The following is a 22,112-nucleotide window of genomic DNA, read 5'->3' on the forward strand; positions in this document are numbered from 1 at the left end:
GAGACACGGGCAGGTTCTGGACGAACAAAAAAATGTGAAGGTCCGGCCGGAACCTACTCCACCCGGCCGATCTTCTTCACCGCCGTGATCAGGCGCGCACTGTCGTCGGCGACGAAACGCGAGAACTCCGGCGCGTCCTGATAGGCGACGAGACTGCCGGAGGCCTCGAAGGACTTGAGGACCTCCGGACTCGCCATCACCTGCGCCATGGCCTCGCGCAGCCGGGTCGCGATCGGCGCGGGAAGAGAGCTCTGTGCAAAGAGCCCGGCCCATATGTACATCTCGACATCCTTGTAGCCGAGCTCCTGGAAGGTCGGCACGTCGGGGAAGCTCGCGATGCGTCGCGCACCGCAATTGCCGAGCACGCGCAGCTTGCCGTCGTCGACCTGCGGCTTCAGCGTGCCGGGCGCGGCCGCGATTGCCTGCACGGTGCCGCTGAGCAACGCGGTGAGCGCGGGACCGGCGCCGCGGAACGGCACGTGCAGCAGCTTGATGCCGGCGCTGTTCGCAAACATCTCCATCGCCACATGTAGCGTGCCGTACGGCCCGGACGAGCCATAAGTGATCTGGCCCGGCCGCTTCTTCGCGTCCTCGATGAAATCCTGCGCGGTCTTCCATGGCGCCGAGACCGGCACCGCGAGCAGCGTGGGATCGGCGAGCACGCGCGCGATCGGCATGAACTGCGAGACTTCGTAGGCGACGGGACGGTCGAACAGCCGGTCGGCCTCCGGCAGCACCGCGAGCGACGAAAGGGTCATCAGCAGCGTGTAACCATCCGGCTCGGCGCGCGCCGCCGCGGCATTGCCGACCGATCCGCCGCCGCCGCCGGCCCGGTTGTCGACGATCACGGGCTTGCCGAGGATCCGCTCCAGCGCCATGGCCACGGGGCGCGCGGCGAGATCGGCCTGGCCGCCGGCCGGAAACGGCACGATCATGGTGATGTTGCGGGCCGGATAGCCCTGCGCGAGCGCCTGGTCCGGTAACGCAGCCCGCAACAACGGCAATGCCGCAACCGCGCGCAAGAGATCGCGTCGATCCATGGTGGTCCCTCCCCCTGATTTTCTTTGTTTCGGCGGCCAGCCTAGCGCGGCGATCGGCAAGAACAAGACGTTTACGAAGTGTTAACCATGTTCGGTCCGGCCCGGAACGCATCCCCGGACCGGCTGTTGCCCTTCCAGGGAGTGAGTGATGCGCAATCTTCAAACCATTGACGTCGCGTTGGACGAGATGCTGGTCAATCTCGCGGCGATCGTGCTGCGGCTGTCAAAGCCCGAGGTGACGCGAACCCCGGAAGCGCGGCGCGCATTGGCGCAATCGGTCCACCAATACGCGGTCTGCGCGGCACGCTCGACGGACCCGCGCGTCCACGAATTGAAATCCGAACTGGAGGGGACGCTGAAGCCGAGCCTGCGCATCGTCGCGATCAACGGCGTGAAGGTGTCGTAGTCAGACCGTCTTCGCCTTCGCGCGCGTCCGCCGCCTGCACGTGCCCGGCAGCTTTGCCGCGAGAAAATCGGCGAGCGCTTCGACGCGTGCGGGGCGCGGGCCGCCGGGCGGCGTCACCAGGTGCACGGCGCCTTCGGCCTGCTTCCAGTCCTTCAGGATCACCTCGACCTCGCCGGAGGAGATGGCCTCGCCGACGATGAATTCGGGAAGCTCGGCGATGCCGAGGCCGGCGATCAGCGCCGGCATCACCGCTTCACCGTTGTTGACGCGAAGCTGCCCGCCCGGACGCACGCTTGCCTGCTCGCCGGCGGAATTGGTGTAGTGCCAGACATTGGGCGTGGAGAGATAGGCGTAGCTGAAGCATTTGTGCTCGGCCAGATGCATCGGATGCGTCGGGCGGCCGTGACGCTTGAGGTAGGACGGCGCCGCCACCGTGAAGCGCGGCATGGTGAACAGCCGCCGCGCGATCAGCGAGGAATCCGGCAGCCGCGCGATCCGCACCGCCATGTCAAAACCCTCGCCGATCAGGTCGATGGTCGCATCGCTCAGATGCAGATCGACCGAGACTTCCGGATAGGTCTCGAAGAACTCCGGCAGCAGCGGCGCCACCGCCTTGATCCCGAACGTCATGGGCACGGCGAGCCGCACGAGGCCGCGCGGCGCCACCGATTGCGCCAGCGCCTCGTTCTCCGCCGCCTCGCCATCGACGAGCAGGCGCGTCGCGCGCTCGGCGAGCTTGTGCCCGGCATCGGTCAGCGCGAGCCGGCGCGAGGTGCGGTTGAACAGCCGGGCGCCGAGCCGCTCCTCCAGCCGGGTGACGGCCTTCGACACCGTCGCCTTGGACATCGCGAGCTCGCTCGCGGCCCCCGCAAACGACCGTAATTCCACGACTTTTGCGAAAATCGCGAGCGCCTCGAAATCGGGGAGTTTTGCCATGGGAGCGGGTCCGTCAGGAGTAATTCAGGAAACAATGCGTTTCAACAGTTTCTATTTCTATACCACAGGCGGAGGCTTATCCAAGCGTCATCAGAAATTCAGGAATGGAGAAATCCAATGACCAAGAAGCTCTCAGGCAAGGTTGCCCTCGTCACCGGCGGTTCGCGCGGCATCGGCGCAGCCTCAGCCCGCGCGCTCGCCGATGAAGGCGCGGATGTCGCCATCAGCTACGTCGCCTCGCCCGACAAGGCCGAAGCGGTCGTCACGGAGTTGAAGGCCAGGGGCGTCAAGGCTCGCGCTTTCAAAGCCGACCAGGCCTCGGCCAAGGACGTCACCAAGCTCGTCAACGACGTCGCCAAGGAATTCGGCCATCTCGATATCCTCGTCAACAATGCCGGCGTCGCCGCGGGCGGCGCGACCGACGATGCCAAGGCCGACACCGACGCGCTGGAACGCCAGGACCAGGTCAACGTGCATGGCGTGATCGCGGCGATCCGCGCCGCCTCGCAGCTGATGGGCGAAGGCGGCCGCATCGTCACGGTCGGCTCGATGCTGGCCGACCGCGCCTCGTTCCCCGGCCTTGCCGACTACGTCGCCACCAAGGCGGCCGTGGTCGGGTACACCAAGGGCGCGGCGCGCGACCTCGGCCCGCGCGGCATCACCGTCAACGTCGTGCAGCCCGGCTCGATCAACACCGACATGAACCCGGACGACGACCGCGACTTCGCGGAAGCCCAGCGCAAGCAGCACGCGCTCCAACGCTTCGGCCGCCCCGAGGAAGTCGCCGCCGGCGTTGTCTTCCTCGCAAGCCCGGAGGCCTCTTTCGTCACCGGCACCGTGCTCAATGTCGACGGCGGGTTTGGCGCGTAACGCCAAACCCCTCCCCTCCAGTCAGGACCCACTTCCATGATCGAACTCAGACCTTTCGCAAAGCTCGGCGGCGCCGACCACGGCTGGCTCAAGGCCAAGCATCACTTCTCCTTCGCTAGCCACTACGACCCGAACAACATGGGTCACGGCTCCTTAAGGGTGTGGAACGACGACGAGATCGCGCCGAACACGGGCTTTCCCGCCCATCCCCATGCCAACATGGAAATCATCACCTATGTGCGCGAGGGCGCGATCACCCACCAGGACAACCTCGGCAACGAGGGACGCACCGAGGCGGGCGACGTGCAGGTGATGAGCGCCGGCAGCGGCATCCGTCACTCCGAGTACAATCTCGAGCCGAGCAAGACCCGGATCTTCCAGATCTGGATCGAGCCTGTGGCGCGCGGCGGCCAGCCGACCTGGGGCTCGAAGCCGTTCCCGAAAGGGGATCGCTCCGGCAAGCTCGTCACCATCGCGAGCGGCTTCAAGGACGACACGGAAGCACTGCCGATCCGCGCCGATGCGCGGGTGCTCGCCACCACGTTGAAGGCCGGCGAAAGCGCGGAGTACGAGCCGCAGAAGTTGCGGCATCTCTACCTCGTGCCCGCGGCAGGCTCGGTCGAGATCAACGGCGTGCGCGTCAACGCCCGCGACGGCGCCGCGATCCGCGACGAGAGCAGGTTGAAGATCACGGCGCTCGAAGATTCCGAGCTCGTGCTCGTCGACGCGGCCTAGCGGCGGCGAGCTGCATCATCTTCCGTCATTCCGGGATGGCGCGAAGCGCCAGACCCTGAATCTCGAGGTTCCGGGTTCGATGCTTTGCATCGCCCCGGAACGACGGAGCAATCACGAACACTCACTGATCACCCAACGGAGACCACCATGACCAAAGTTCTCGTCCTCTATTATTCCGCCTATGGCCACATCGAAGCGATGGCCAACGCCGTTGCCGAAGGCGCGCGCGAGGCCGGCGTCACCGTCGACATCAAGCGCGTGCCCGAGCTGGTTCCGGCCGAGGTCGCCAAGGCCTCGTACTACAAGGTCGACCAAGCCGCTCCGATCGCCAAGATCGAGGACCTCACCAATTACGACGCGATCATCGTCGGTACCGGCACGCGCTTCGGCCGGATGGGCTCGCAGATGGCGAACTTCCTCGACCAGGCCGGCGGGCTCTGGGCCAAGGGCGCGCTGCATGGCAAGGTCGGCGGCGCCTTCACGTCCAGCGCGACCCAGCATGGCGGCCAGGAGACGACGCTGTTCTCGATCATCACCAACCTCCTGCATTTCGGCATGGTCGTGGTCGGCATGAACTACGGCTTTGCCGGCCAGATGAAGCTCGACGAGGTCACCGGCGGCGCGCCCTACGGCGCCACCACGATCACCGGCGGTGACGGCAGCCGCCAGCCCAGCGCCAACGAGCTCGCCGGCGCGCGCTATCAGGGCCGCCAGATCGCGGAGACCGCCAGGAAACTCCATGGCTGAGCGGCACGGCTGAGCTCCACGGTTAAGCTGCGCGGTCAAGCTTGACGATCGACCGCATGGCTGATGCGACACGGGCGGCATTCTCTTTCGGGAATGCCGCCCCATCTACGTATTCAGGGATATTTGACCAGAAGCGATACGAATGGCTTTCGAACTGTTGTTGATTGCGCAGATGATCCGCAGGCCCGCCCAGGCGCTTGCGCGGCGCTGGTATTGCCGCAGCCTGTTCCGCGCCTCGCGCGGCCGGCTTCACTGTGCAGGTTGCACGGGATCGTGAGACGGCAATCCCCCTAGGCCTGCGTGATGTCGGCGCGAGGCTGAACTGACGCCGTCGGCGTGGGCGCCGGCGCCGTCGACAGCCACCAACCCTCACCGGCGAACCAGCACGTCTCGTCGGGAGCGCCTTTCCTCCGCAACGACTGCACGCTCTCCCATCCTCTCGCGAACGCCTCAGCCAATCGCCGACCGGCCTCCGCATCCTGCAATCCTGCGCAGCCGATGAACTGGGCCCGGCTGAGAAATTTCGCCGGCCAGATCGCGTCGTCGTCAGGACGCGTGATCATCAACATACCGCCGTGCATGCCTTCCGGCGCCAACGGAAACACCAGCCGCCCGCCGGGCCGTAGCGCCTCGAGCCACTCCGTGGCCGGCTGCGCCGCGCCGGCGCAGACATAGATCACATCCGCAGCCGGCAGATCGGACGCGATGCCCGAACGGTCGTGCACATCCGCATGGGCGATATCCCTGAGATTTTCGCGCGCCAGTCCTGCCAGACGCTGGTCGATCTCGTAGGCATGGACGCGGCCGCCGGGTCCGACGAGATGCGCGAGGATCGCGGTGTAGTAGCCGCTACCCGCACCGATCTGGATCACAGTCTCGCCTTCCTTCACGGCGCAGCCGCTGAGCCAATGGGCGTGCGCACCGGGCATTCCGATATTGAGGCCACGCGCGCTGTCGAGCGCCAGCAGCGTGTTCTGATAGATGAACGCGGGATCATCATCGGGCGTCACGACATAGGGATGACCGCCGAGACAGATCGACCACGGCCCGGGCCCGACGAAAGGCTCGCGCCTGACGGTCCGAAAGGCCTCCTCGATACGGGGATCCGCGGCTCTCGCCGCGGCGCAGATCAACTGCGCATAGAATGCGCGATATTTTGCCGAACGATCTTCCATGTCGCCTCCGTGAAACGGAGACGACGATAACACAACGATTGCGATATTCGAGCGACATCTGCAATCGGGGGGCGCGTGCTCTAGCGCGTTCCCTTGCCCATCGCCCGCGACGCGACAGCGGCCAGCCTGGGATGGCGGCGCAGGCCCTGCGCGGCATGGTCGCGCCATGCGTAAGGAGCGCCGCGCCAGGACAGCGCGACGCTGGCGTCGGTCAGCGCGACCTTCTCGGCGCCGAAGCGGCGCTTGTAGTCCTGGTTGCCGATGCTGAGATCGAAACGGCGCACGCCCTCCGCATGCAGCGCCGCCATGGTGCGCTCGGTGACGAGCAGCCCCGGCGAGCAGCTCGACCATGAACCGCCGGCGTGGCTGATCCGCAGCAGGAAATAGGTCGCGCCATGCCTGACGCCGAACGTGGTGGCAACGACGCCCTCGTCGCACACCAGCGCCGAGATGACGACATAACCATCCGCAACACCCTGGCGCGCGACGTCGCGATAGAATCGGGCATGCGTGTCGTCGTTGAGCACGAACCGCGAGCCGAGCTTGCGCATGCGCGCTTGCTGCTGCGCGTCCATCACGTCCAGCAGCTCAAGCGCGCGCGCGACATCCGTGGCGATCTCGAACCGCGCGCCGGCATGACGGCTGAACACGCGCCAGCAGCGCGGCATCTGCATGCGCGCCGAGCCAGTATCCATGCTGGAACGCGGTGCGATGCCCGCCATTCAGGCGCAATGCGGCCTGCCGCCAGTCACGCACGAAATCGACCGCGATTCCCGACGTGCTGGACACCCGATCATCTGGTTGCTCGACGCTGAGAAACGCCATCCGCGGGTCATACAGTGACTGAATGTTTCCAGATAGATTATGTTTTGCCGCAGTCCACAAGTGACGTCGCCGCATATCGTTAAGCGGATGCCACTTACGGCCGTTCCGGCTGCGACAAGCTGTCAGCGCGCGGCTCCGTTTGCTCGACGCACTGGAACCTGGCCAGGAAATGCAGACCGGCCGCGGCAAGCGCGAACATGAACCAGATCGGATTCTGCCGTTCGAGCAGGAAGGTCTCGGTGGTCCCGTAGTACAGGCCGAACAGCCACACGGTCAGGAACAGTTTGACCAGCGCAGCGCTGCGGTTGTGCGCCTGGGCCGACTGGAAATTACGGAGCGGCGCGAGCACGAAGACGAGGACGACGAGCAGCAAGCCCGGCAGGCCGATGGTGACCGCGAGGTCGAGATAGCTGTTGTGGCTGTGCGCGGCGGACGTCGCCCATTCGGCGCCCTGAGCGGTCTGCCGCGCCGTCACGTCGTCCCAGAAGGCCGCATAGCCGTGGCCGATGATCGGCTTTTCGGCGACGGCCGCGAGCGCGAACTCCCAGATGTCGGAACGGCCGGTGAAGGTGGGATCGAGAGGAAGCAGCCGCGTCATGGCGCCGAGCGACGGGCTCACGACGCTGCCGACCGTCAGCAGGTTCATCACGATCAGCGGGACGAAACACATGAGCCGCTTCAGCCACGGGCTTGGCGTGGCACAGACCAGCGACGCGAGGGCGTAGATCGCAAGGCACAGCACCGACGACGTCTTGCCGCCGGTGAAGATCAGGAAGATGCCCGCCAGCGCGGCGATCGCCGGTCCCATCACGAACGACCCGACGCTGCAGAGGTAAATGCCGACATAGACCAGGATGGTCATCACGGGAGATGCGACGTTCTTGTGGCCGAAACTGCCGCGCCAATCGCCGGCAAGCTGCGGCTCGGTGACGTCGAGCGCGGTGTGGATGGAATATTGCGGCGCGAGGAAGACGCCGAGATAGCACAGCACCAGCAGCACGAGCGCGGCAGCGCCGAGGCACAGGTTGAAGCTGCGCTGCGTCGGCGGCAGCAATGGCAACAGAACGGCGAGCGACGTCACGCTGGCCGCGAGCACGAAGCGCTGCATCGAAACGCCGCGGCTCTCTGAGAAGACGATGTTGATCAGCAGCCAGCCGACGAGGCAGAGATGCAGCGGGGTCACCAGGCTCTTCAGCGCGGGCGCATCCGTGGCGGCGACGAGCAACACGGCGATTGCAGCCAGGAGGCCGAAGGAGATGTAGGTGAGCGCCATTCGCCCGCCGACGACGGTGGTGACGTCGGGATTGCGCAAATCGGGAAACGGATCGAGCGTCACCAGCACGAGGAGCAGGGCCGCAACCGCGACGAGGCAGCGCGCCGCCAGCGCGGCATTCAGACCGGCAAGCCCATCGCACAGGACGTGGCCGAACGATCGGGCCTCGACGTCGGTCATGTCAGCGGCACTGCGATCCATGGCTCAAGGCCGGCCTGGTGAACCCGGGGAAGCAAGCGACAAGTCTTAGCTCGTCCTCGTTAACCATCCGTCAACCAGCAGGCCGGACGCGTCGGACGCCTTCTGCCGCCGCGCCACGCTTCGCGCGATCTCGTAATATTGCAGCGCTCGCTGTTCCAGCGTGAGATTGTCGAGCACGAAGCCGCGCGGATCGAACGCATCAGCGGCGCAGCCGGCCCAGAAATCGTCCCAGCCTGCCTCGAACCCGGCGGAGTCGACGAACCTCGTGCCGCAACGGTGATCCCAGTACGGCACCGACGACACCGGTTCGAACTTCACGCGATGCGGATAATAGTCGGGGTCCCGCCACGGGCCGCCAGGGTCCCAGGCGAACACCGGCACGCCGCAGGCCAGCGCCTGCTGATAGGCGATGCCCTGGCTTTCGTTCTGGCACAGGAAGATCATCGCGCGCGAGCGCGCAAGCGCGGCCTGATAGTCCTCCTCCTTGTAGCTGCCATAGCGCAGCTCGGTGAACGAGCGCCCCTCCTTGAGCAGCCGGGCGCGGACAGGCTCGATCAACTCCGGCGCATAGCGCTCGCGGTCCCAGTGGACCTTGTCGTAGATCAGCACGTCGACGGTCTTCTGCGAGGCGCGCGACGGCGCCCAGAGATCCGTGTCGATGCCGACGGGCCAGGCCTCCGTGTCGGGCCAGTACGGCCGGTACATGTCGGCGTACCACTGGCCGGGCACCACGACCTTCTTCACCGGCAGGCGCTTGAACAGGTCGGGATCGTCGAGCGGATGATTGTGGGCGGCGACGCCGAGCAGGATCGGATTCTTCCACGCGAACTTGTCGAGCAGGAAGGTGCGACCGATGATGCAGGCGACTTCCTCGGGATGCTGCGCGACGTAGCCGTAGTCGTTGACGCGGTAGCGGATGCCGAGCCGATCGAGCCCCGCGCAGAGATTTAGGAACACGCGAAGCTGCCCGCTCATGCGCGGCTCGCCGAGCAGCATGCGGCGCGCCATGCGCCGCAGATGCCGGTCGCCGGGAAACCAGCGGTCGTCCTTGTCCTCGTAGAAAAGGTTGAGGACCATGTCGTCGGGATCGTAGTCGAATGTCTTTGCGGGCACTGGAATCCATCCGCGGCAGCCGAGTGCGCATTCTCGCATGGGACCGGCTGTCGCACTCTTCCAAGTTTGCGACAGGCTTAATGCCAACGGCTTAACGTTATTCTGCGAATCCGGCGTCGCGCAGGCCTTCCGAGAAACGATTTGGCCGTAATGCGGGTATCATCCGCAGCGGCCAAGGTTGCCATCGATCGCATCTGCAGATGCGCCCTGGTTAACGAATCCTTAAAGCGAGCCGCAGCTTGATCACCGCCGAAGACGTTCTCGATTTACCGGTCAGCGCACGCGTGGCGACGCAAGCGCGCCTCCCGCTGCCGGTGGGCTCGACCACGTCGGTGTCCGTCGTCATTCCCGCCAAGAACGTTGCGGCCTATGTCGGCGAAACCCTCGCCAGCGCGCTGGCGCAAGGCGAGGTGACCGAGGTGATTGTCGTGGACGACGGTTCGACCGACAACACCATCGCGATCGTCCGCGCCATTCGCGACCCGCGGCTGCGCCTGATGACCAACGATTCCGCCGGCGTATCGGCCGCGCGCAATCTCGGCGCGCGACATGCCAGCGGCGAGTGGCTCCTCTTCCTCGATGCCGACGACCGCCTGCGCCCCGGCGCGGTCGCGGCACTGCTGGCCGCAGCGCGCGGCGCTCCGCGCGCCGTCCTCGTCTACGGCGACTACAACACGATCGACAGCGAGGGACGGCAGGTCGGCCGGCGCGACCTCTTGAAAGGACGCCGCAAGCCCTCCGGCGACGTGCTGACGCGGCTCGCGGCCAGCAATTTCATCGTCAATGGCGGCATCGCGCTCGCGCGTGCGGAGGCCTTCCGCGCCATAGGCGGCTTCGACACCTCCCTCAGATATTGCGAGGACTGGCACTGCTGGTGCCGCCTTGCTGCGATCGGCGAGTTCGAGTTCGCACCAAAGCTTCTGCTCGACTATCGCCTGCACACGGCCAACACCATGAACGCGGCTGTGCGGACACCGCAGGATTTCTTCCCGGCGATCGCGCGGGTCTTCGACGACGGACTGATCCTGGCGAGATTGCCCGAGGGCACGGCAGCCCGGCTGCGGCAGGCGGCCGAGATTCATCTCGTCACCTATTCGGCGATGCAGGCGGTCCGCTTCGGCAGATATCGCCAGGCCTTCACCTATCTCGGGATGGTCGGCCGCCGCTCGCTCAAATCGCTGCCGCGCTCCGCGCTCAGGGTCGCCCTCGCCTGCTTTGGCATTTAGTCCGCCGCCACGGCGTCAGGACACGATCTTCGAGGCCTCATAGGGCTTCGGCTCGATGCCGAGCGCTGCCAGCAAGGAGCCGAGCGCGACCATCACGGGATGCATCGCGACGACGGCTTTCGACGTCGCCAGCAGGCGGGCCGCGCGTAGTAAAGACAGCGGCAGCCGGCCGAGCATCTGCGCAAACACCCGCACCCGCGCCGCTGCGCCCTGCGCAGCCTTGTGCTGCACACGGTAGTTGATCGCGCCGATACGCAGACCGCGCTTTGCGATCCAGCCGAGGCTGGTGCGGCTTTGTGGCACGGTCTCGGTGATGACCGCCTCTGTCGTCCAGTGGAACGTCATGCCGGCATCGCGGCAACGCACGAAGAAGTCGCAGTCGCCGCCGCCGAGGAAGTTGAAGCGCAGATCGAAAGCCGGACTGCCGAGCCGGTCGAACGCCGCACGCGTGATCAGACAATTGCCGCAGCCATAGATCAGCGGCACCGCGCCGCTGTAGTCGTAGGCTGGGCGGAAGGCGGGATGACGCGAAAGCCAGGGCTGGCTGTCGTCGTCGAAGTCAGGCAGCACCGGCCCGCCGACCACGTCGGCGCCGGTCGCCTCTGCGGTGCGAACCATCAGCTCGAGCCAGTCGGGCGAGGCGATCTCGTCGTCGTCGATCATCAGGAAGCGGGTCGCTGCGGGAAACAGCGCCTGTGCCGTCTCGAACGCAGCGTTGATCGCCTGACAGTTACCCTGCCGCTGCTCGACAAGGCAGATGCCCTGGAGCCGGCCGTCGGCGAGATACTCCGCGGCAACCGGCGCGCTCTCGCGCCGCGCGGCATCGTTCTCCACCATGACGACGGCGAAGGAACGCGGGGTTCGCTGGCTCGCGAGCGATTCCAGCGTCAGCCGCAGATGCTGCGGGCGGCGGAAGCAGGGAATGCAGACGACAATGCCGACCGACAGGTCGATGACGCGAGAGCTCGCCGCGATCTCCCGGTTGGGATCGCGCACGGCATCCGAGAGCCGGCTGGCGGACAGGTCTGTCGGGATCAGCGTCATGGCGTTCTAGATGCCCGAGATATGTTGAAAAAGCCCTGCGTCAATCGCATGAGCCGGTGACGTCCCGCGAGGACACAGTGCCATGGGACAGATGCGTACCAAAGTGAACGGCCGGACCGAGGCGCGAAACGGCACCATTCCGCGGATCTCTCGACAATGCAGACCTGCCGCCATGCGCTTAACCGCTTTCGCGTGTTTTCCCTGCCAATCCATGCGCGCGTGGTACTGCAAGTCGCAGTCCATCGGCCGCGGACGGCGCGACAGGGACAATGCTGTAGTTAACGGCCATGCGCATTAACCCGACCGTAAGCACCGCGACCGGTGAAGCATCGCGGCACCAGATTTGCTCTTCGGGCATGCGAGACTTTTCCTGTAAATTTGAGTCGAACAAGCGCGGTCAGAAAATATGAACAAGCCAGCCACGATCGATTTCGCGACAGCTACGGCGATCCAGATCCCCGCGGCCACCGCGCAAGCCGAGGCGCTGCACGATCTGGTCCCCGGCGAAGCCCGCGACAGCCTGCTCGCCGTCCACGACGTACTGCGCCGCGAACTGCCGCAGGGCCGGCTCGCCATCTATGAAGCCGGCGGCGGCTCGTGCAGCGTTCTGCCGCCGGAATTGCTGAGCCGCAGCCAGGTCACCGTCGTCGACATCGACGAGGACCAGGTCCGCAACAACACCTATGCGGACGAAGCCATCCGCGGCGACGTGCAGACCTACCGCTTCGGCGGCGAGACCTTCGATCTCGTGATCTGCTACAACGTGATCGAGCATCTGCCCAACGTCGACGCTGCGCTCCTGAATTTTCGCGACGCACTCAAGCGCGGCGGGATGATCCTGATCGGCGCGCCCAATCCGCGCTCGCTGTCCGGCGTCGTCACCAAGTACTCGCCGCACTGGTTCCACGTCTGGTTCTACCGACACATCCGCGGCATTAGGGATGCCGGCCTGCCCGGCGAACCACCGTTCCCGACCTTCTTTCATCCGCTGGTGACGTTGCCGCGGCTCGAAGCGTTTGCGGCCGCCAATGGCCTCGATATGACCTATCGCCGTGAGGTCGAGAGTCCGCGCTATCCCGAGATGCGCCGGCGCAAGCCGCTGTTCGCAGCTCTGGTCGATGCCGGCGCCGCAATGCTGAACGCCGTGCTCCCGCGCGGCACCGACGTTCGCCGCGGCGATTATCACGTCATCCTGCGGAAGAGCTGACAATCATGGCACGCGCGCGGTCCATCGCAGGACGAGCGAAGCCTGGCGGCCTTGCTGCGCGCGGTAACGAACCGTTAATCCCTTGGGGACCCCGGCATCGCGAGTGTCACAGTGACGCGCCGAGGCGCGGCGTGCGCTTAAACGCTTTGTTTGCCATTTCGGTGAATAGTCCCTCAATGAGTATGGTTAATTTTCCCTGTTGCGTTGATTGGGCACCTATATCCCGGGTGCGTGGCGTAAAGCGAAGAGTAACCCCTCAGCCCGCGGTCGTTGGAATGAAAGCTGGGGACTATGCTTGACTACAACCAGCCGATAGATCGGGCCGGACCGGAGGCCCCGCGACAACGGCCTCAAACCGGCTTCAACGTGCTGGAGCTCGTCAATCTGCTCTGGCGGCGGAAGATCGCGATTGCCGCTGCCGCACTCCTCGGTGCGACGCTTGCCGTCACCGTGGGCAAGAGCGTGACGCCCCGCTACACCGCCACCGCCCAGCTCTATGTCGACCCGCGCGAGCTTCAGCTGGTCGATCGCGAGCTCACGCCGCGTGCCCAGGACGTCTCCGGCATGACCATGGTGGTGGAGAGCCAGGCCCGCCTGATCACCTCGAACAGCGTGCTGCTCCAGGTGATCCAGCAGGCCGGCCTCGACAAGGACCCCGAATTCGGCGGCGGTGATGCCAGGAGCCTGATGTCGTCGCTGCTCGGCCTGATCGGCCTTCAGCCCCGCGCGCCGTCCGCCGCGGAAACCAAGGAAGTGCAGCTCGCGGCGCTCGACGCGCTGAACCGGCACATCACGGTCCGCAAGACCGAGAAGAGCTTCATCGTCGACATCGAGGTCTGGTCGACCGATCCGGCGAAAGCGGCGATGCTCGCCAACACGCTGACCAGCGCCTACCTCGCCGAATCCCGCAACTCGCAGGCTTCGGCCGCGCGACGCGCCACCAACGATCTCTCCGGCCGCCTCAAGGAGCTTCGCGAGCGGTTGCGCAGTGCCGAGACCGCGCTCGCCACCTACAAGGCCCAGAACAATTTCGTCGGCACCCAGGACGCGCTGATCAGCGACCAGCAGCTCTCCGCCAGCAACCAGCGGCTTTCCGCGGCCCGCGCGGCGACAATGGACGCACAGGCGCGGCTCGACCAGATCGAGGCGAGCCGGCGCACCGCTGCCGATGCCGGCGCGAATTCGGAGGCGCTGCAATCGCCAACCATCGCGAACCTGCGCGCGCAATATGCCGACGCCCGCAAGAAGTACGCGGAGCAGGCCGGCGAGCTTGGCCCGCGCCATCCGGCGCTGCGCCAGACCGAGAAACAGGTCGAGGATCTCAAGCGCACCATCAACGAGGAGATCGATCGCTTCGCGCAGTCCGCCAAGAACGATCTGACGCGCGCCCGCGACTACGAAGCTTCTCTGAACCGGGCGCTGGAGGCGCAGAAGCGGCAGAGCGTGCAGCTCAGCCAGGCCGCCGTGCGCCTGCGCGAGCTCGAGCGCGAGGCCGATGCCAGCCGCGACGTCTATCAGTCCTTCCTCAAGCGCTCGCGCGAGACCGAGGAGCAGGAGACCCTGAACACCTCGGCGGCCCGCGTCATCGGCGAAGCCACCGTGCCGCAGCGGCGCTCGTTCCCGCCGGCGATGAGCCTGTTCGCCATGATCGGCTTCATCTTCGGCGCGCTCGCGGCTTCGAGCTGGTTCGTCGCGGCCGAGCTCCTGTTCGCCGGCGCCCCCACGCCGGCCCGCCGTGAACGCACACCGGCGCCGCAAGCTCCCCGAGCGCCAGAGACGACGCGGACTTCGGAGATTGCCCGGCCTCAGCAGGCATCGCGCACTCCGGAAGTCGCGCAGGCTCTGCCGGAAGTTGCCGCGCCATCGCTGCAGCCCTCGATGGTCGAAAGGCCCCTGATCGAAAAGCCGCTGATCGCGCGCCTGCAGGAGGCCGATGTCATCCACACGCTGGGTGCCATTCTCGCCACCGGCGGCGGCGTCGACCTGACACGGCTGGGCTGGCCGACGCTGCGCCCCGGCTTCCCCCTGACGAGCCTGCTCAATGCCTGGCGCGACATGCGCGCCGCGGTCACCCGGCGTGCCGGCGGCAAGGCGATGCCGGTGATCGCGCTCGTTGGTGCGAGCGAGACCACCGGGCGCAGCGTGACCGCGCTGAATTTCGCGCTCGCGGCCGCGCGTGACGGTGCCCGCGTCCTGATGATCGATGCCGACCATCAGGCACGCTCGCTCTCGAACAAGGTCACCCGTCCCGGCAAGAGCGAGCCGAGCGCGCTCGGCTGGCTCTCGATCGGCAGCAAGGCCGCGCGCGAGATCAAGACGGTGAACGGCATTTCGGTGCTGCCGGCCGCCGAAGGCGACGCGGGCAAAGCGGCCGAGGCCATCCGCAAGGCGATTTCGCAGGCGCGCGCCGCCGGCGGCTATGACCTCGTGGTCCTCGACGGCCCCGCGATGCCGCTCCCGGCCGGCGGCCGCAAGCTGCTCGACGATGCCGACGCACTGGTTGCGGTACTGCCGACCAGCCTCGACATCAACGACAGCCTGGAAGAGATCCTGAGCACGCTCGGCCGCGCCGAGCGCAAGCTCGTCGGCGTCGTGCTCGACGAACTCGCGCCCGCAACCCAGGCGCGCCAGCGAGGCAGACAATATGCTTGAGCGCCGCGTCAATCTGGACGGCCGGGCCGCAACCGCCGACGTGCCGCGGATCACCGTCGGCGGCCTTCGCATGGCCGCGCTCGACCTGGAAGCGACCGCCGACTTCATGATCGAGGCGACCGATCCGCGTCATCGCATCGGCCGTCCGTTGCACCTGACCTCGGCCAATGGCGAGGTGCTGGCACGCTGCTCGACCGAGCCGGAGACCGAACGCCTGTTCCGCGGCGCCGACCTGATCAACGCCGACGGCCAGCCGCTGGTGGCGGCCTCGAAGCTGCAATCCTGGTTCCCGCTGCCCGAGCGCGTCGCGACCACGGACCTGTTCCACGTCGTCGCGCGCAAAGCCGAAGCGGTCGGCCGCACCTTCTACATGTTCGGCGCCAGCGAGGCCGAGAACGCCGCGGCGGTCGAGAACGTCCGGACGATGTATCCGAACCTCAAGATCGTCGGGCACAGCCACGGCTATCTGCGCGGCGAGGCCCTGCGCGCGAAGGTCGAGGAGATCAACGCGCTCGCGCCGGACTATCTCTGGGTCGCGCTCGGCGTGCCCAACGAGCAGGCATTCGTGGAGCAATACACGCCGTTGCTGACCAATGTTGGCGTTATCAAGACATCGGGCGGCCTTTTCAACTTTTTGTCGGGCAGCCGGTCCCGCGCGCCGCAATGGATGCAGAAATTCGGACTCGAATGGGCCTGGCGCACCTGGCTCGAGCCACGCCGCCTGTTCTGGCGCTATTTGACCACCAACCCCCGCGCACTCTATCTTCTCTTCAGCCGCAAACGGCCTTCCAATCGCTGAGAGAAGAGTAGAAGACGATATGACCGACCGACCGACCGTCCTCGTCACAGGGGGCGCGGGCTATATTGGCTCGCATGCCTGCCGCGCACTGTCTGCCGCCGGCTATCAGCCCGTCGTTTATGACAATCTCTCGACAGGTCATCGCAGCTTCGTCGCCGGCCCCCTGGTGATCGGCGACCTTCTCGACGATGCAGCGTTGGCGCGCGCCTTTGCCGACCACAAGGTCACGGCGGTGATGCATTTCGCGGCGGCGAGCCTCGTCGGCGAATCCATGACCGATCCGCAGAAGTACTACATCAACAATGTGCAGGGCACGCTGTCGCTGCTCCAGGCGATGCGCAACGCCGGCTGCCATCGCATCGTGTTCTCCTCGACCGGCGCCGTCTACGGCAACGCCGATTCCAAGGAGCTGCCGGAAGACTTTCCCTGCGCGCCGATCAATCCCTATGGCGCCTCGAAATGGATGATCGAGCGCATGCTCGCCGACTATCGCGCGGCCTATGGCTTCGGCGCGTTCTGCCTGCGCTATTTCAACGCCAGCGGCGCCGATCCGGCCGGCGGCATCGGCGAACTGCGCGACAACGAGACCCATCTCATTCCGCGGGCCATGATGGCCCTGCAGGGTCATGTCGACTTCGCTGTGTTCGGCGACGACTACGACACGCCCGACGGCACCGCGATCCGCGACTACATCCATGTCACCGACCTCGCCGCCGCGCATGTCGCGGCGCTGAAGCTGCTGGAACAGGGACATGCCGGCGGCAGCTTCAATCTCGGCACCGGCTCCGGCTTTTCGGTGCGCGAGATCCTCAACGCCATCAGGCAGGAGACCGGGCGCGAGGTGCCGCACACCGTCAAGCCGCGCCGCGCCGGCGATCCCACCTATCTGGTCGCCGACCCGTCCGCCGCGCGAAAAGTTCTGAACTTCGTGCCGCGTCACTCTGACCTGCCTACGGTCATCCGCACCGCCTGGGCCTGGCACCAGAAGGCACATCCGTTCAGGTCGCGTTAGGCAACCGTAACACCCGCACCTTGCCTGCCGTCCCTCCAAACGGCTAGAATGGACGTTCGCTGCCGCCGTCGGCGCATCGCTGACGGCCGCATTTCAGGCATTGCCGACGATGATGTCGGCATGCATGGCTCGGCCAATTTGCGCGAGCCAGCTTTTTCCGAGCGTCAAGGCCACGATCAAATCCGCGCGTCGGCCTGTCATCGGGCGCGGATTCCGGGAGTATCGACCGCATGCATCAGGCTGCACGCCTGGAGTTCGAGCGCGTGATGGATGAGTTCGTTCGCTGGCATGTCGTGCCCGGGGACGAGCGCTCGCCTGCGCCTGCCTGGTGGTGGGGGCCTGCCATGGCGGTGGTCGACGATCACGAGCCGATGAGCGGCGCATGGTGCTCCGAGCTCGGCTTGAACGAAGGCGCGAGCTTCGCCGACGGTGCGCGCACGATACTCGCGCTGTTCGTCGAGCAGACCTCGCTGACGGGGCCGCAGGATTTTCCGCGCAAGGCCGAGGCCACGGATCACGAGGTCCGCGAATTGCACCCGCAACCGTCAGACGACAGCGCGTTTCAGCCGTAACGCGGCGGCTTCGCGGGCGACGGGATCCGGCTCCGGCTGGAGCGGCGGCGCGATCGGCAGAACCATCGGCCGCAGCAGTTCGGCCATCTGCCGGGCCGGCAGCGGCTTCGAGATCAGGAAGCCCTGCATCTCGTCGCAGCCATGGGTGCGCAGGAACGCCTCCTGCTCGACGTTCTCGACGCCTTCGGCGACGACGGTCATGCCGAGCGCCTTGCCCATGCTGATGATCGCCTGCGCGATCGCCTGGTCCTCCGAATCCTGCGGCAGGTCACGCACGAAGGAACGGTCGATCTTGATGGTGTCGATCGGAAAGTGCTTCATCAGCGACATCGACGAATAGCCGGTGCCGAAATCGTCGATGGCGAGGCGGATGCCGCGGCTCTGGATGGCGTCGAGCACCTTGAGCGCGCGCCCGACATTGCGCATCATCATGCTCTCGGTGACCTCCAACTGGAGCAGCACCGGCGACATGCCGGAGGCCGCCAGCGCCTCGTCGACATCCTGCAACAGATGTTCGTCGACGAACTGCCGCGGCGACAGGTTCACCGCCATCGACAGCGGCAACAGGCCGCGGCGCTGCCACGCCATCGCCTGCGCGCAGGCCTCGTTCAGCACCCAGCGGCCGATCGGCACGATCAGCCCGGTTTCTTCCGCAAGCGGAATGAACTGTGCCGGCGAGACGTTGCCGAGATCGGGATGTGCCCAGCGCAGCAGCGCTTCCACGCCGGTGATCTGGCCGGTCTCCATGTCGACCTTGGGCTGGTAGTTCAGCGAAAACTGCTCGCGCTCCAGCGCCCGGCGCAGCGCGCTCTCGAGCGACAGCCGCTCGATCGACTGCGTCTTCACTTCCTTTGAGAAGAAGCGGTAGCCGTTCTTGCCGTCCTCCTTGGCGAGATACATCGCCATGTCGGCGTTCTTGGTCAGCGTCTGCGCGTCGGAGCCGTTGGCCGGATACATCGCGATGCCGATCGAGGCCGTGGTGTGGCACTCGTGGCCGGCCAGCTCCATGGGCTCGGCGAGCGCCGCGAGCAACCCGGTCGCAATCCGCTGCACGTCGTCGATCTCGCCGCACTGGTCGAGGATCACCACGAACTCGTCGCCGCCGAGGCGCGCCACCACGTCGCTTGTCCGCAGCGCACCGCGCAGCCGGTTCGCCACTTCGAGCAGGAGCAGATCGCCGGCCTCGTGGCCCAGCGAATCGTTGATGACCTTGAAGCGGTCGAGATCGATGAACAGAACCGCAAAACGGTGATCGTGGCGCTGCGCGGCGTCGATCGCCTCGCGCAGCAGCCCGTTGAAGGTCTCGCGGTTCGGCAGGTCGGTCAGGCTGTCATGCGAGGCGAGGTATTCGATTCGCTCGTCCGCCTGGTTCTTCTCGTCGGTGCGATCGAAATTCTCCATCGCAAAGGAGACGTTGTCGGCGAGGCGCTGCAGCAGCTCGACGAACTCGGACGTGAAGGTGCCCGGTTCGGTCGACATGTAGATCATGACGCCGACGGCCTGGTCGTGCGCGATGAGCGGAAACGCCGCGCCCGACCGTGCGCCGTCGCCGCGGACGACGGCATGGAAGACACGGACGCGATCGTCGTTGAGATAGTCGTTGCTGATGCAGGGCTGGCGTGTGCGGAATGCCGTGCCGCTCATTCCGCGCCCCTCGGGACGCTCGGGGTCGATGGAGAGGCGGATGTTGCGCGTGGTTTCGGCGGACGGCCCGGCCGCGGCCACGATCTCGAGCTGGTCGCTGTCGGCCCTGGCCAGCGCGATCGTCGTCGAGGTGAACTTGGCGCCGTTCGATGCCGCGAGGCAGACGAGGTCGAACAGCTCGGCGCGCGACTTCGCCCGCATGATCGCCTCGTTGGTGGCGCTCAGCGCCGCGAACATGCGCGTCAGGCGCTCCTTCTGCGCCTCGGTGCGGGCCTTTTCCTCGGCCCGATCGAAATTGTCGAGCGCGAACGAGACGTTCTCGGCAAGCCGCCCCAAGAGCTGGATCAGGTCCGGCGTGAACGCGCTTTCGTCGACTGAAAGGAACAGCAGCACGCCGACCGCCTTGCTGCCGTTGCTGAGCAGCGGGAAGCAGGCCCCCGATCTCGTGCCCTGAATGCGCGCGATCTGGTGCCAATGCGCCGTGCGGATGTCGGTGAGAAGCTCGTTGGCGACGCAAGGGATGCGCGTGCGGAAGGCGGTGCCGGTCAACCCCCGGCCTTCCGGATCTTCCGCCGACGTCGAGAACCGCCACGACTTGACCTGGTAGCAGCTCTCACCCTTGGTCATGGCGATGTCGAGGTAATGTCCGGTTTCGTCCACCAGCGCGATGGTCGCGGAGGAGAAGGTGCCGCCGAGCACCGCGGCTTCGCAGACCACCTCGAACAATTCGGCGCGGGTCTTCACCCGCATGATGGCTTCGTTGGTCGCGCTCAGCGCCTCGAGCATGCCCCGCAGACGATTGCGCTGGATTTCGGCCTTGGCCTTTTCATCTGCGCGATCGAAATTCTCCAGCGCGAAGGCGACGTTGGCCTGAAGCTTGCGCAACAGCTCGACGAACTCGGGCGTGAAGGTACCGCGCTCCGGAGAATTGAACAGGAACACGCCCTCGACCCGGTCGCCATTCAGGAGCGGCAGCGCCGCGGACGACGCGATGCCGGTGCGGCGGGCGCTGGCCTGCCACGGCGCAATGCGGTCGTCGGCGAACACGTCGTTGCTGACCGAGGGCTGGCGCGTGCGGAACGCAGTGCCGGTCAGCCCGCGTCCCTCCGGCACCTGGTCGGAGGTGGAGAACTTGAAGGTGCGGACCTGTTCGGCGTTCGGCCCATAGCTGGCGACCACGCGCAGCAGCTCGGCACGATGGTCGGCGAGCGCAATGGTGACCGAGGTGAACTTGGCGCCCTTCGCCGTCGCCTCGCAGACGAGGTCGAACAGCTCGGCCCGCGTCCGCGCGCGCAGGATCGCCTCGTTGGTGGCGCTCAGCGCCGCATACATGCGGGCGAGACGCTCTTCTTCCCCGGCGATCCTGGCCTTCTCCGACTCACGGTCAAAATTCTCAATCGCGAACGAGACGTTCTCCGCCATGCGCAGGAGCAGCGCGACGACTTCCTCGTCCTTGGCCCACGACCTGCTGACGAAGGACAACAGCACGCCGACGCTTTCGCCGTGCTTGATCAGCGGCGCGACCACGCAGGCGGCGACACCGGTGTTGACGTTGGCCTGCTCCCACGGGGTTCCCCGGGTGCGGCTGGCGAGATCTTCCTCGATGACGGCCTTCTGCGTCCGGAACACCTCGCCGGAGATGCCCTTGCCATAGGGATTCTCCGGATCGATCGAATAGCGCGCCTGGGTGACCAGCTCCAGATTCTGTCCCGTAGATGCGACCGGCTTCATCCAGTGCGAACCCGGTTCGCGGAGCAGGACGATGGTCGCAAGCGACTTGCCGCCATGCACGGAGGCGTCGCACACGAGCTGGTAGAGCTCCTGCTCGGTCTTGGCGCGGAGAATGGCCTCGTTGGTGGCGCTGATGGCGCCGAACATGCGGTTGAGCCGCCGCGTCGCCCGCTCGCTGGTCTGCCGCGCCGTCTCACGCGCGAAATTGTCGAGGGCATAGGAGATGTTGGCCGACATGCGCTCGAACAGCGACACCATCTGCTCGTTCAGCGAGCCGGCTTCGCTGCGGGTCACGTACAGCACGCCGACGCTCTTGCCGTTGCAGAGTAGCGGCAGCGCCGCGGCAGCGCCAATGTGGGCCTTGGCGGCGCCCTCGCGCCACGCCAGCGAGCGCGGATCGTTCAGATAATCGTTGCTGACGCACAGCCTCTGATCGCGAAACGCCTCGCCGCCGACGCCCAATCCTTCCGGCGTGCCGGCGTCCGTGGTGATCTCGATCGAGCGCAGCCGCTGGATATCGTCGCCGCAGCCGGCCGCAAAGCAAAGCCGCCGGCCGTCCGGTCCCACCAGGAACACGGCCACGGCCAAAAAGTCCCCGCTCGAAAACCCGGCGTCGCAGACCTTCTGGTACAGCTCGTCCGGCGATTTCGCGTAGAGGATCGCTTCGTTTATGGCGCTCAACGCCGCAAAGGTGCGCGCGAGTGTCGTCGGCACGATCTCAGCTCCCGGGCATTTCTGCCTAATTTTCCCGGGTACTTTATGAACGGCCATCGCCTAAGTGGTCGTTATTGCGTGTCGCAAACCGTCGATCAGAGTGAACGAGCTGCGAACGACCCCCGCCAAACTGTCGAGAATACCGCCGGCCGGAACGAATCTTCGACCAAAGGCGCGCTCTCTTTACGAA

General features: G+C 66.1%; 18 protein-coding genes and 1 pseudogene. 11 read left to right on the top strand and 8 right to left on the bottom strand.

All coding sequences use genetic code 11. The features are described 5' to 3' along the window. Window positions 1-53: 53 nt before the first annotated feature. Entirely contained in the window at window positions 54-1,040 is a 987-nt protein-coding gene (locus BJA_RS38360) for a tripartite tricarboxylate transporter substrate binding protein (protein ID WP_011090292.1), read from the bottom strand. Window positions 1,041-1,188: 148 nt separating this feature from the next. Between BJA_RS38360 and BJA_RS38365 the strand changes: the two genes are divergently transcribed. Continuing rightward, window positions 1,189-1,446: a hypothetical protein gene (locus BJA_RS38365; RefSeq protein WP_028173932.1), complete on the top strand. Its 258-nt coding sequence runs from the start codon at window positions 1,189-1,191 to the stop codon at window positions 1,444-1,446. Here BJA_RS38365 and BJA_RS38370 read toward each other — a convergent pair whose 3' ends face one another. After that, window positions 1,447-2,382 (bottom strand): LysR family transcriptional regulator, encoded by a 936-nt coding sequence (locus BJA_RS38370; protein WP_011090294.1) that lies wholly within the window; start codon window positions 2,380-2,382, stop codon window positions 1,447-1,449. It abuts the gene before it with no gap. A 117-nt stretch (window positions 2,383-2,499) separates the two neighbouring features. On the opposite strand from BJA_RS38370, the gene BJA_RS38375 reads away from it, so the two are divergent. The 4 genes from BJA_RS38375 (at window position 2,500) to BJA_RS43745 (ending at window position 5,011) form a co-directional block, all read left to right on the top strand. Further along, on the top strand, window positions 2,500-3,252 hold the full coding sequence (locus BJA_RS38375) for an SDR family NAD(P)-dependent oxidoreductase (RefSeq protein ID WP_011090295.1): 753 nt from the start codon (window positions 2,500-2,502) through the stop codon (window positions 3,250-3,252). Window positions 3,253-3,288: 36 nt separating this feature from the next. Beyond that, window positions 3,289-3,987 carry a pirin family protein gene (locus BJA_RS38380; protein WP_011090296.1) on the top strand — a complete coding sequence of 233 codons (699 nt, stop codon included), beginning with the start codon at window positions 3,289-3,291 and terminating at the stop codon, window positions 3,985-3,987. A gap of 147 nt (window positions 3,988-4,134) precedes the next feature. Beyond that, the gene (gene wrbA / locus BJA_RS38385) at window positions 4,135-4,734 is read left to right on the top strand and encodes an NAD(P)H:quinone oxidoreductase (protein ID WP_011090297.1); all 600 of its coding nucleotides are present in this window, start codon (window positions 4,135-4,137) and stop codon (window positions 4,732-4,734) included. 142 nt (window positions 4,735-4,876) lie between these two features. Continuing rightward, window positions 4,877-5,011 (top strand): hypothetical protein, encoded by a 135-nt coding sequence (locus BJA_RS43745; RefSeq protein WP_257784484.1) that lies wholly within the window; start codon window positions 4,877-4,879, stop codon window positions 5,009-5,011. Between the two features lie 13 nt (window positions 5,012-5,024). Here the strand turns inward: BJA_RS43745 and BJA_RS38390 are convergent, their stop codons facing one another. The 4 genes and pseudogenes from BJA_RS38390 to BJA_RS38405 all read right to left on the bottom strand — a co-directional run bounded on the left by BJA_RS38390 (window position 5,025) and on the right by BJA_RS38405 (window position 9,321). Continuing rightward, window positions 5,025-5,909, bottom strand: coding sequence for a protein-L-isoaspartate O-methyltransferase family protein (locus BJA_RS38390; protein WP_038967364.1), 885 nt, complete (start codon window positions 5,907-5,909; stop codon window positions 5,025-5,027). An 80-nt stretch (window positions 5,910-5,989) separates the two neighbouring features. Continuing rightward, window positions 5,990-6,734 (bottom strand): annotated as a pseudogene (locus BJA_RS38395) (GNAT family N-acetyltransferase). A gap of 94 nt (window positions 6,735-6,828) precedes the next feature. Then, window positions 6,829-8,208 carry an O-antigen ligase family protein gene (locus BJA_RS38400; protein ID WP_011090300.1) on the bottom strand — a complete coding sequence of 460 codons (1,380 nt, stop codon included), beginning with the start codon at window positions 8,206-8,208 and terminating at the stop codon, window positions 6,829-6,831. Window positions 8,209-8,253: 45 nt separating this feature from the next. Beyond that, a complete protein-coding gene (locus BJA_RS38405; RefSeq protein ID WP_038967363.1) occupies window positions 8,254-9,321 on the bottom strand; it encodes a glycosyltransferase in 1,068 nt (355 codons plus the stop codon). Between the two features lie 239 nt (window positions 9,322-9,560). Here BJA_RS38405 and BJA_RS38410 point away from each other — a divergent pair, with 239 nt between their 5' ends. Further along, window positions 9,561-10,547 (top strand): glycosyltransferase, encoded by a 987-nt coding sequence (locus BJA_RS38410; RefSeq protein ID WP_038967362.1) that lies wholly within the window; start codon window positions 9,561-9,563, stop codon window positions 10,545-10,547. 15 nt (window positions 10,548-10,562) lie between these two features. On the opposite strand, the gene BJA_RS38415 is transcribed toward BJA_RS38410, so the two are convergent. Beyond that, window positions 10,563-11,591, bottom strand: a complete 1,029-nt coding sequence (locus BJA_RS38415; RefSeq protein WP_011090303.1) for a glycosyltransferase family 2 protein — start codon at window positions 11,589-11,591, stop codon at window positions 10,563-10,565. 406 nt (window positions 11,592-11,997) lie between these two features. Between BJA_RS38415 and BJA_RS38420 the strand changes: the two genes are divergently transcribed. The 5 genes from BJA_RS38420 (at window position 11,998) to BJA_RS38440 (ending at window position 17,833) form a co-directional block, all read left to right on the top strand. Further along, complete coding sequence (locus BJA_RS38420; protein ID WP_011090304.1) at window positions 11,998-12,798, top strand: class I SAM-dependent methyltransferase; 801 nt, start codon at window positions 11,998-12,000, stop codon at window positions 12,796-12,798. Window positions 12,799-13,089: 291 nt separating this feature from the next. Continuing rightward, complete coding sequence (locus BJA_RS38425) at window positions 13,090-15,450, top strand: exopolysaccharide transport family protein (protein ID WP_011090305.1); 2,361 nt, start codon at window positions 13,090-13,092, stop codon at window positions 15,448-15,450. Then, window positions 15,443-16,249, top strand: coding sequence for a WecB/TagA/CpsF family glycosyltransferase (locus BJA_RS38430; protein WP_011090306.1), 807 nt, complete (start codon window positions 15,443-15,445; stop codon window positions 16,247-16,249). Before BJA_RS38425 ends, BJA_RS38430 begins: the two co-directional genes overlap by 8 nt. A gap of 19 nt (window positions 16,250-16,268) precedes the next feature. Further along, window positions 16,269-17,261 (top strand): UDP-glucose 4-epimerase GalE, encoded by a 993-nt coding sequence (gene galE / locus BJA_RS38435; protein WP_011090307.1) that lies wholly within the window; start codon window positions 16,269-16,271, stop codon window positions 17,259-17,261. Window positions 17,262-17,491: 230 nt separating this feature from the next. Continuing rightward, entirely contained in the window at window positions 17,492-17,833 is a 342-nt protein-coding gene (locus BJA_RS38440; RefSeq protein ID WP_011090308.1) for a hypothetical protein, read from the top strand. Here BJA_RS38440 and BJA_RS38445 read toward each other — a convergent pair. After that, window positions 17,807-21,922, bottom strand: a complete 4,116-nt coding sequence (locus BJA_RS38445) for a bifunctional diguanylate cyclase/phosphodiesterase (protein WP_038967361.1) — start codon at window positions 21,920-21,922, stop codon at window positions 17,807-17,809. The two genes, BJA_RS38440 and BJA_RS38445, sit on opposite strands and share 27 nt — an antisense overlap. Window positions 21,923-22,112 lie beyond the last annotated feature (190 nt).

Origin of the sequence: Bradyrhizobium diazoefficiens USDA 110 (assembly GCF_000011365.1) — a bacterium.
Classification (GTDB): Bacteria; Pseudomonadota; Alphaproteobacteria; order Rhizobiales; family Xanthobacteraceae; genus Bradyrhizobium; species Bradyrhizobium diazoefficiens.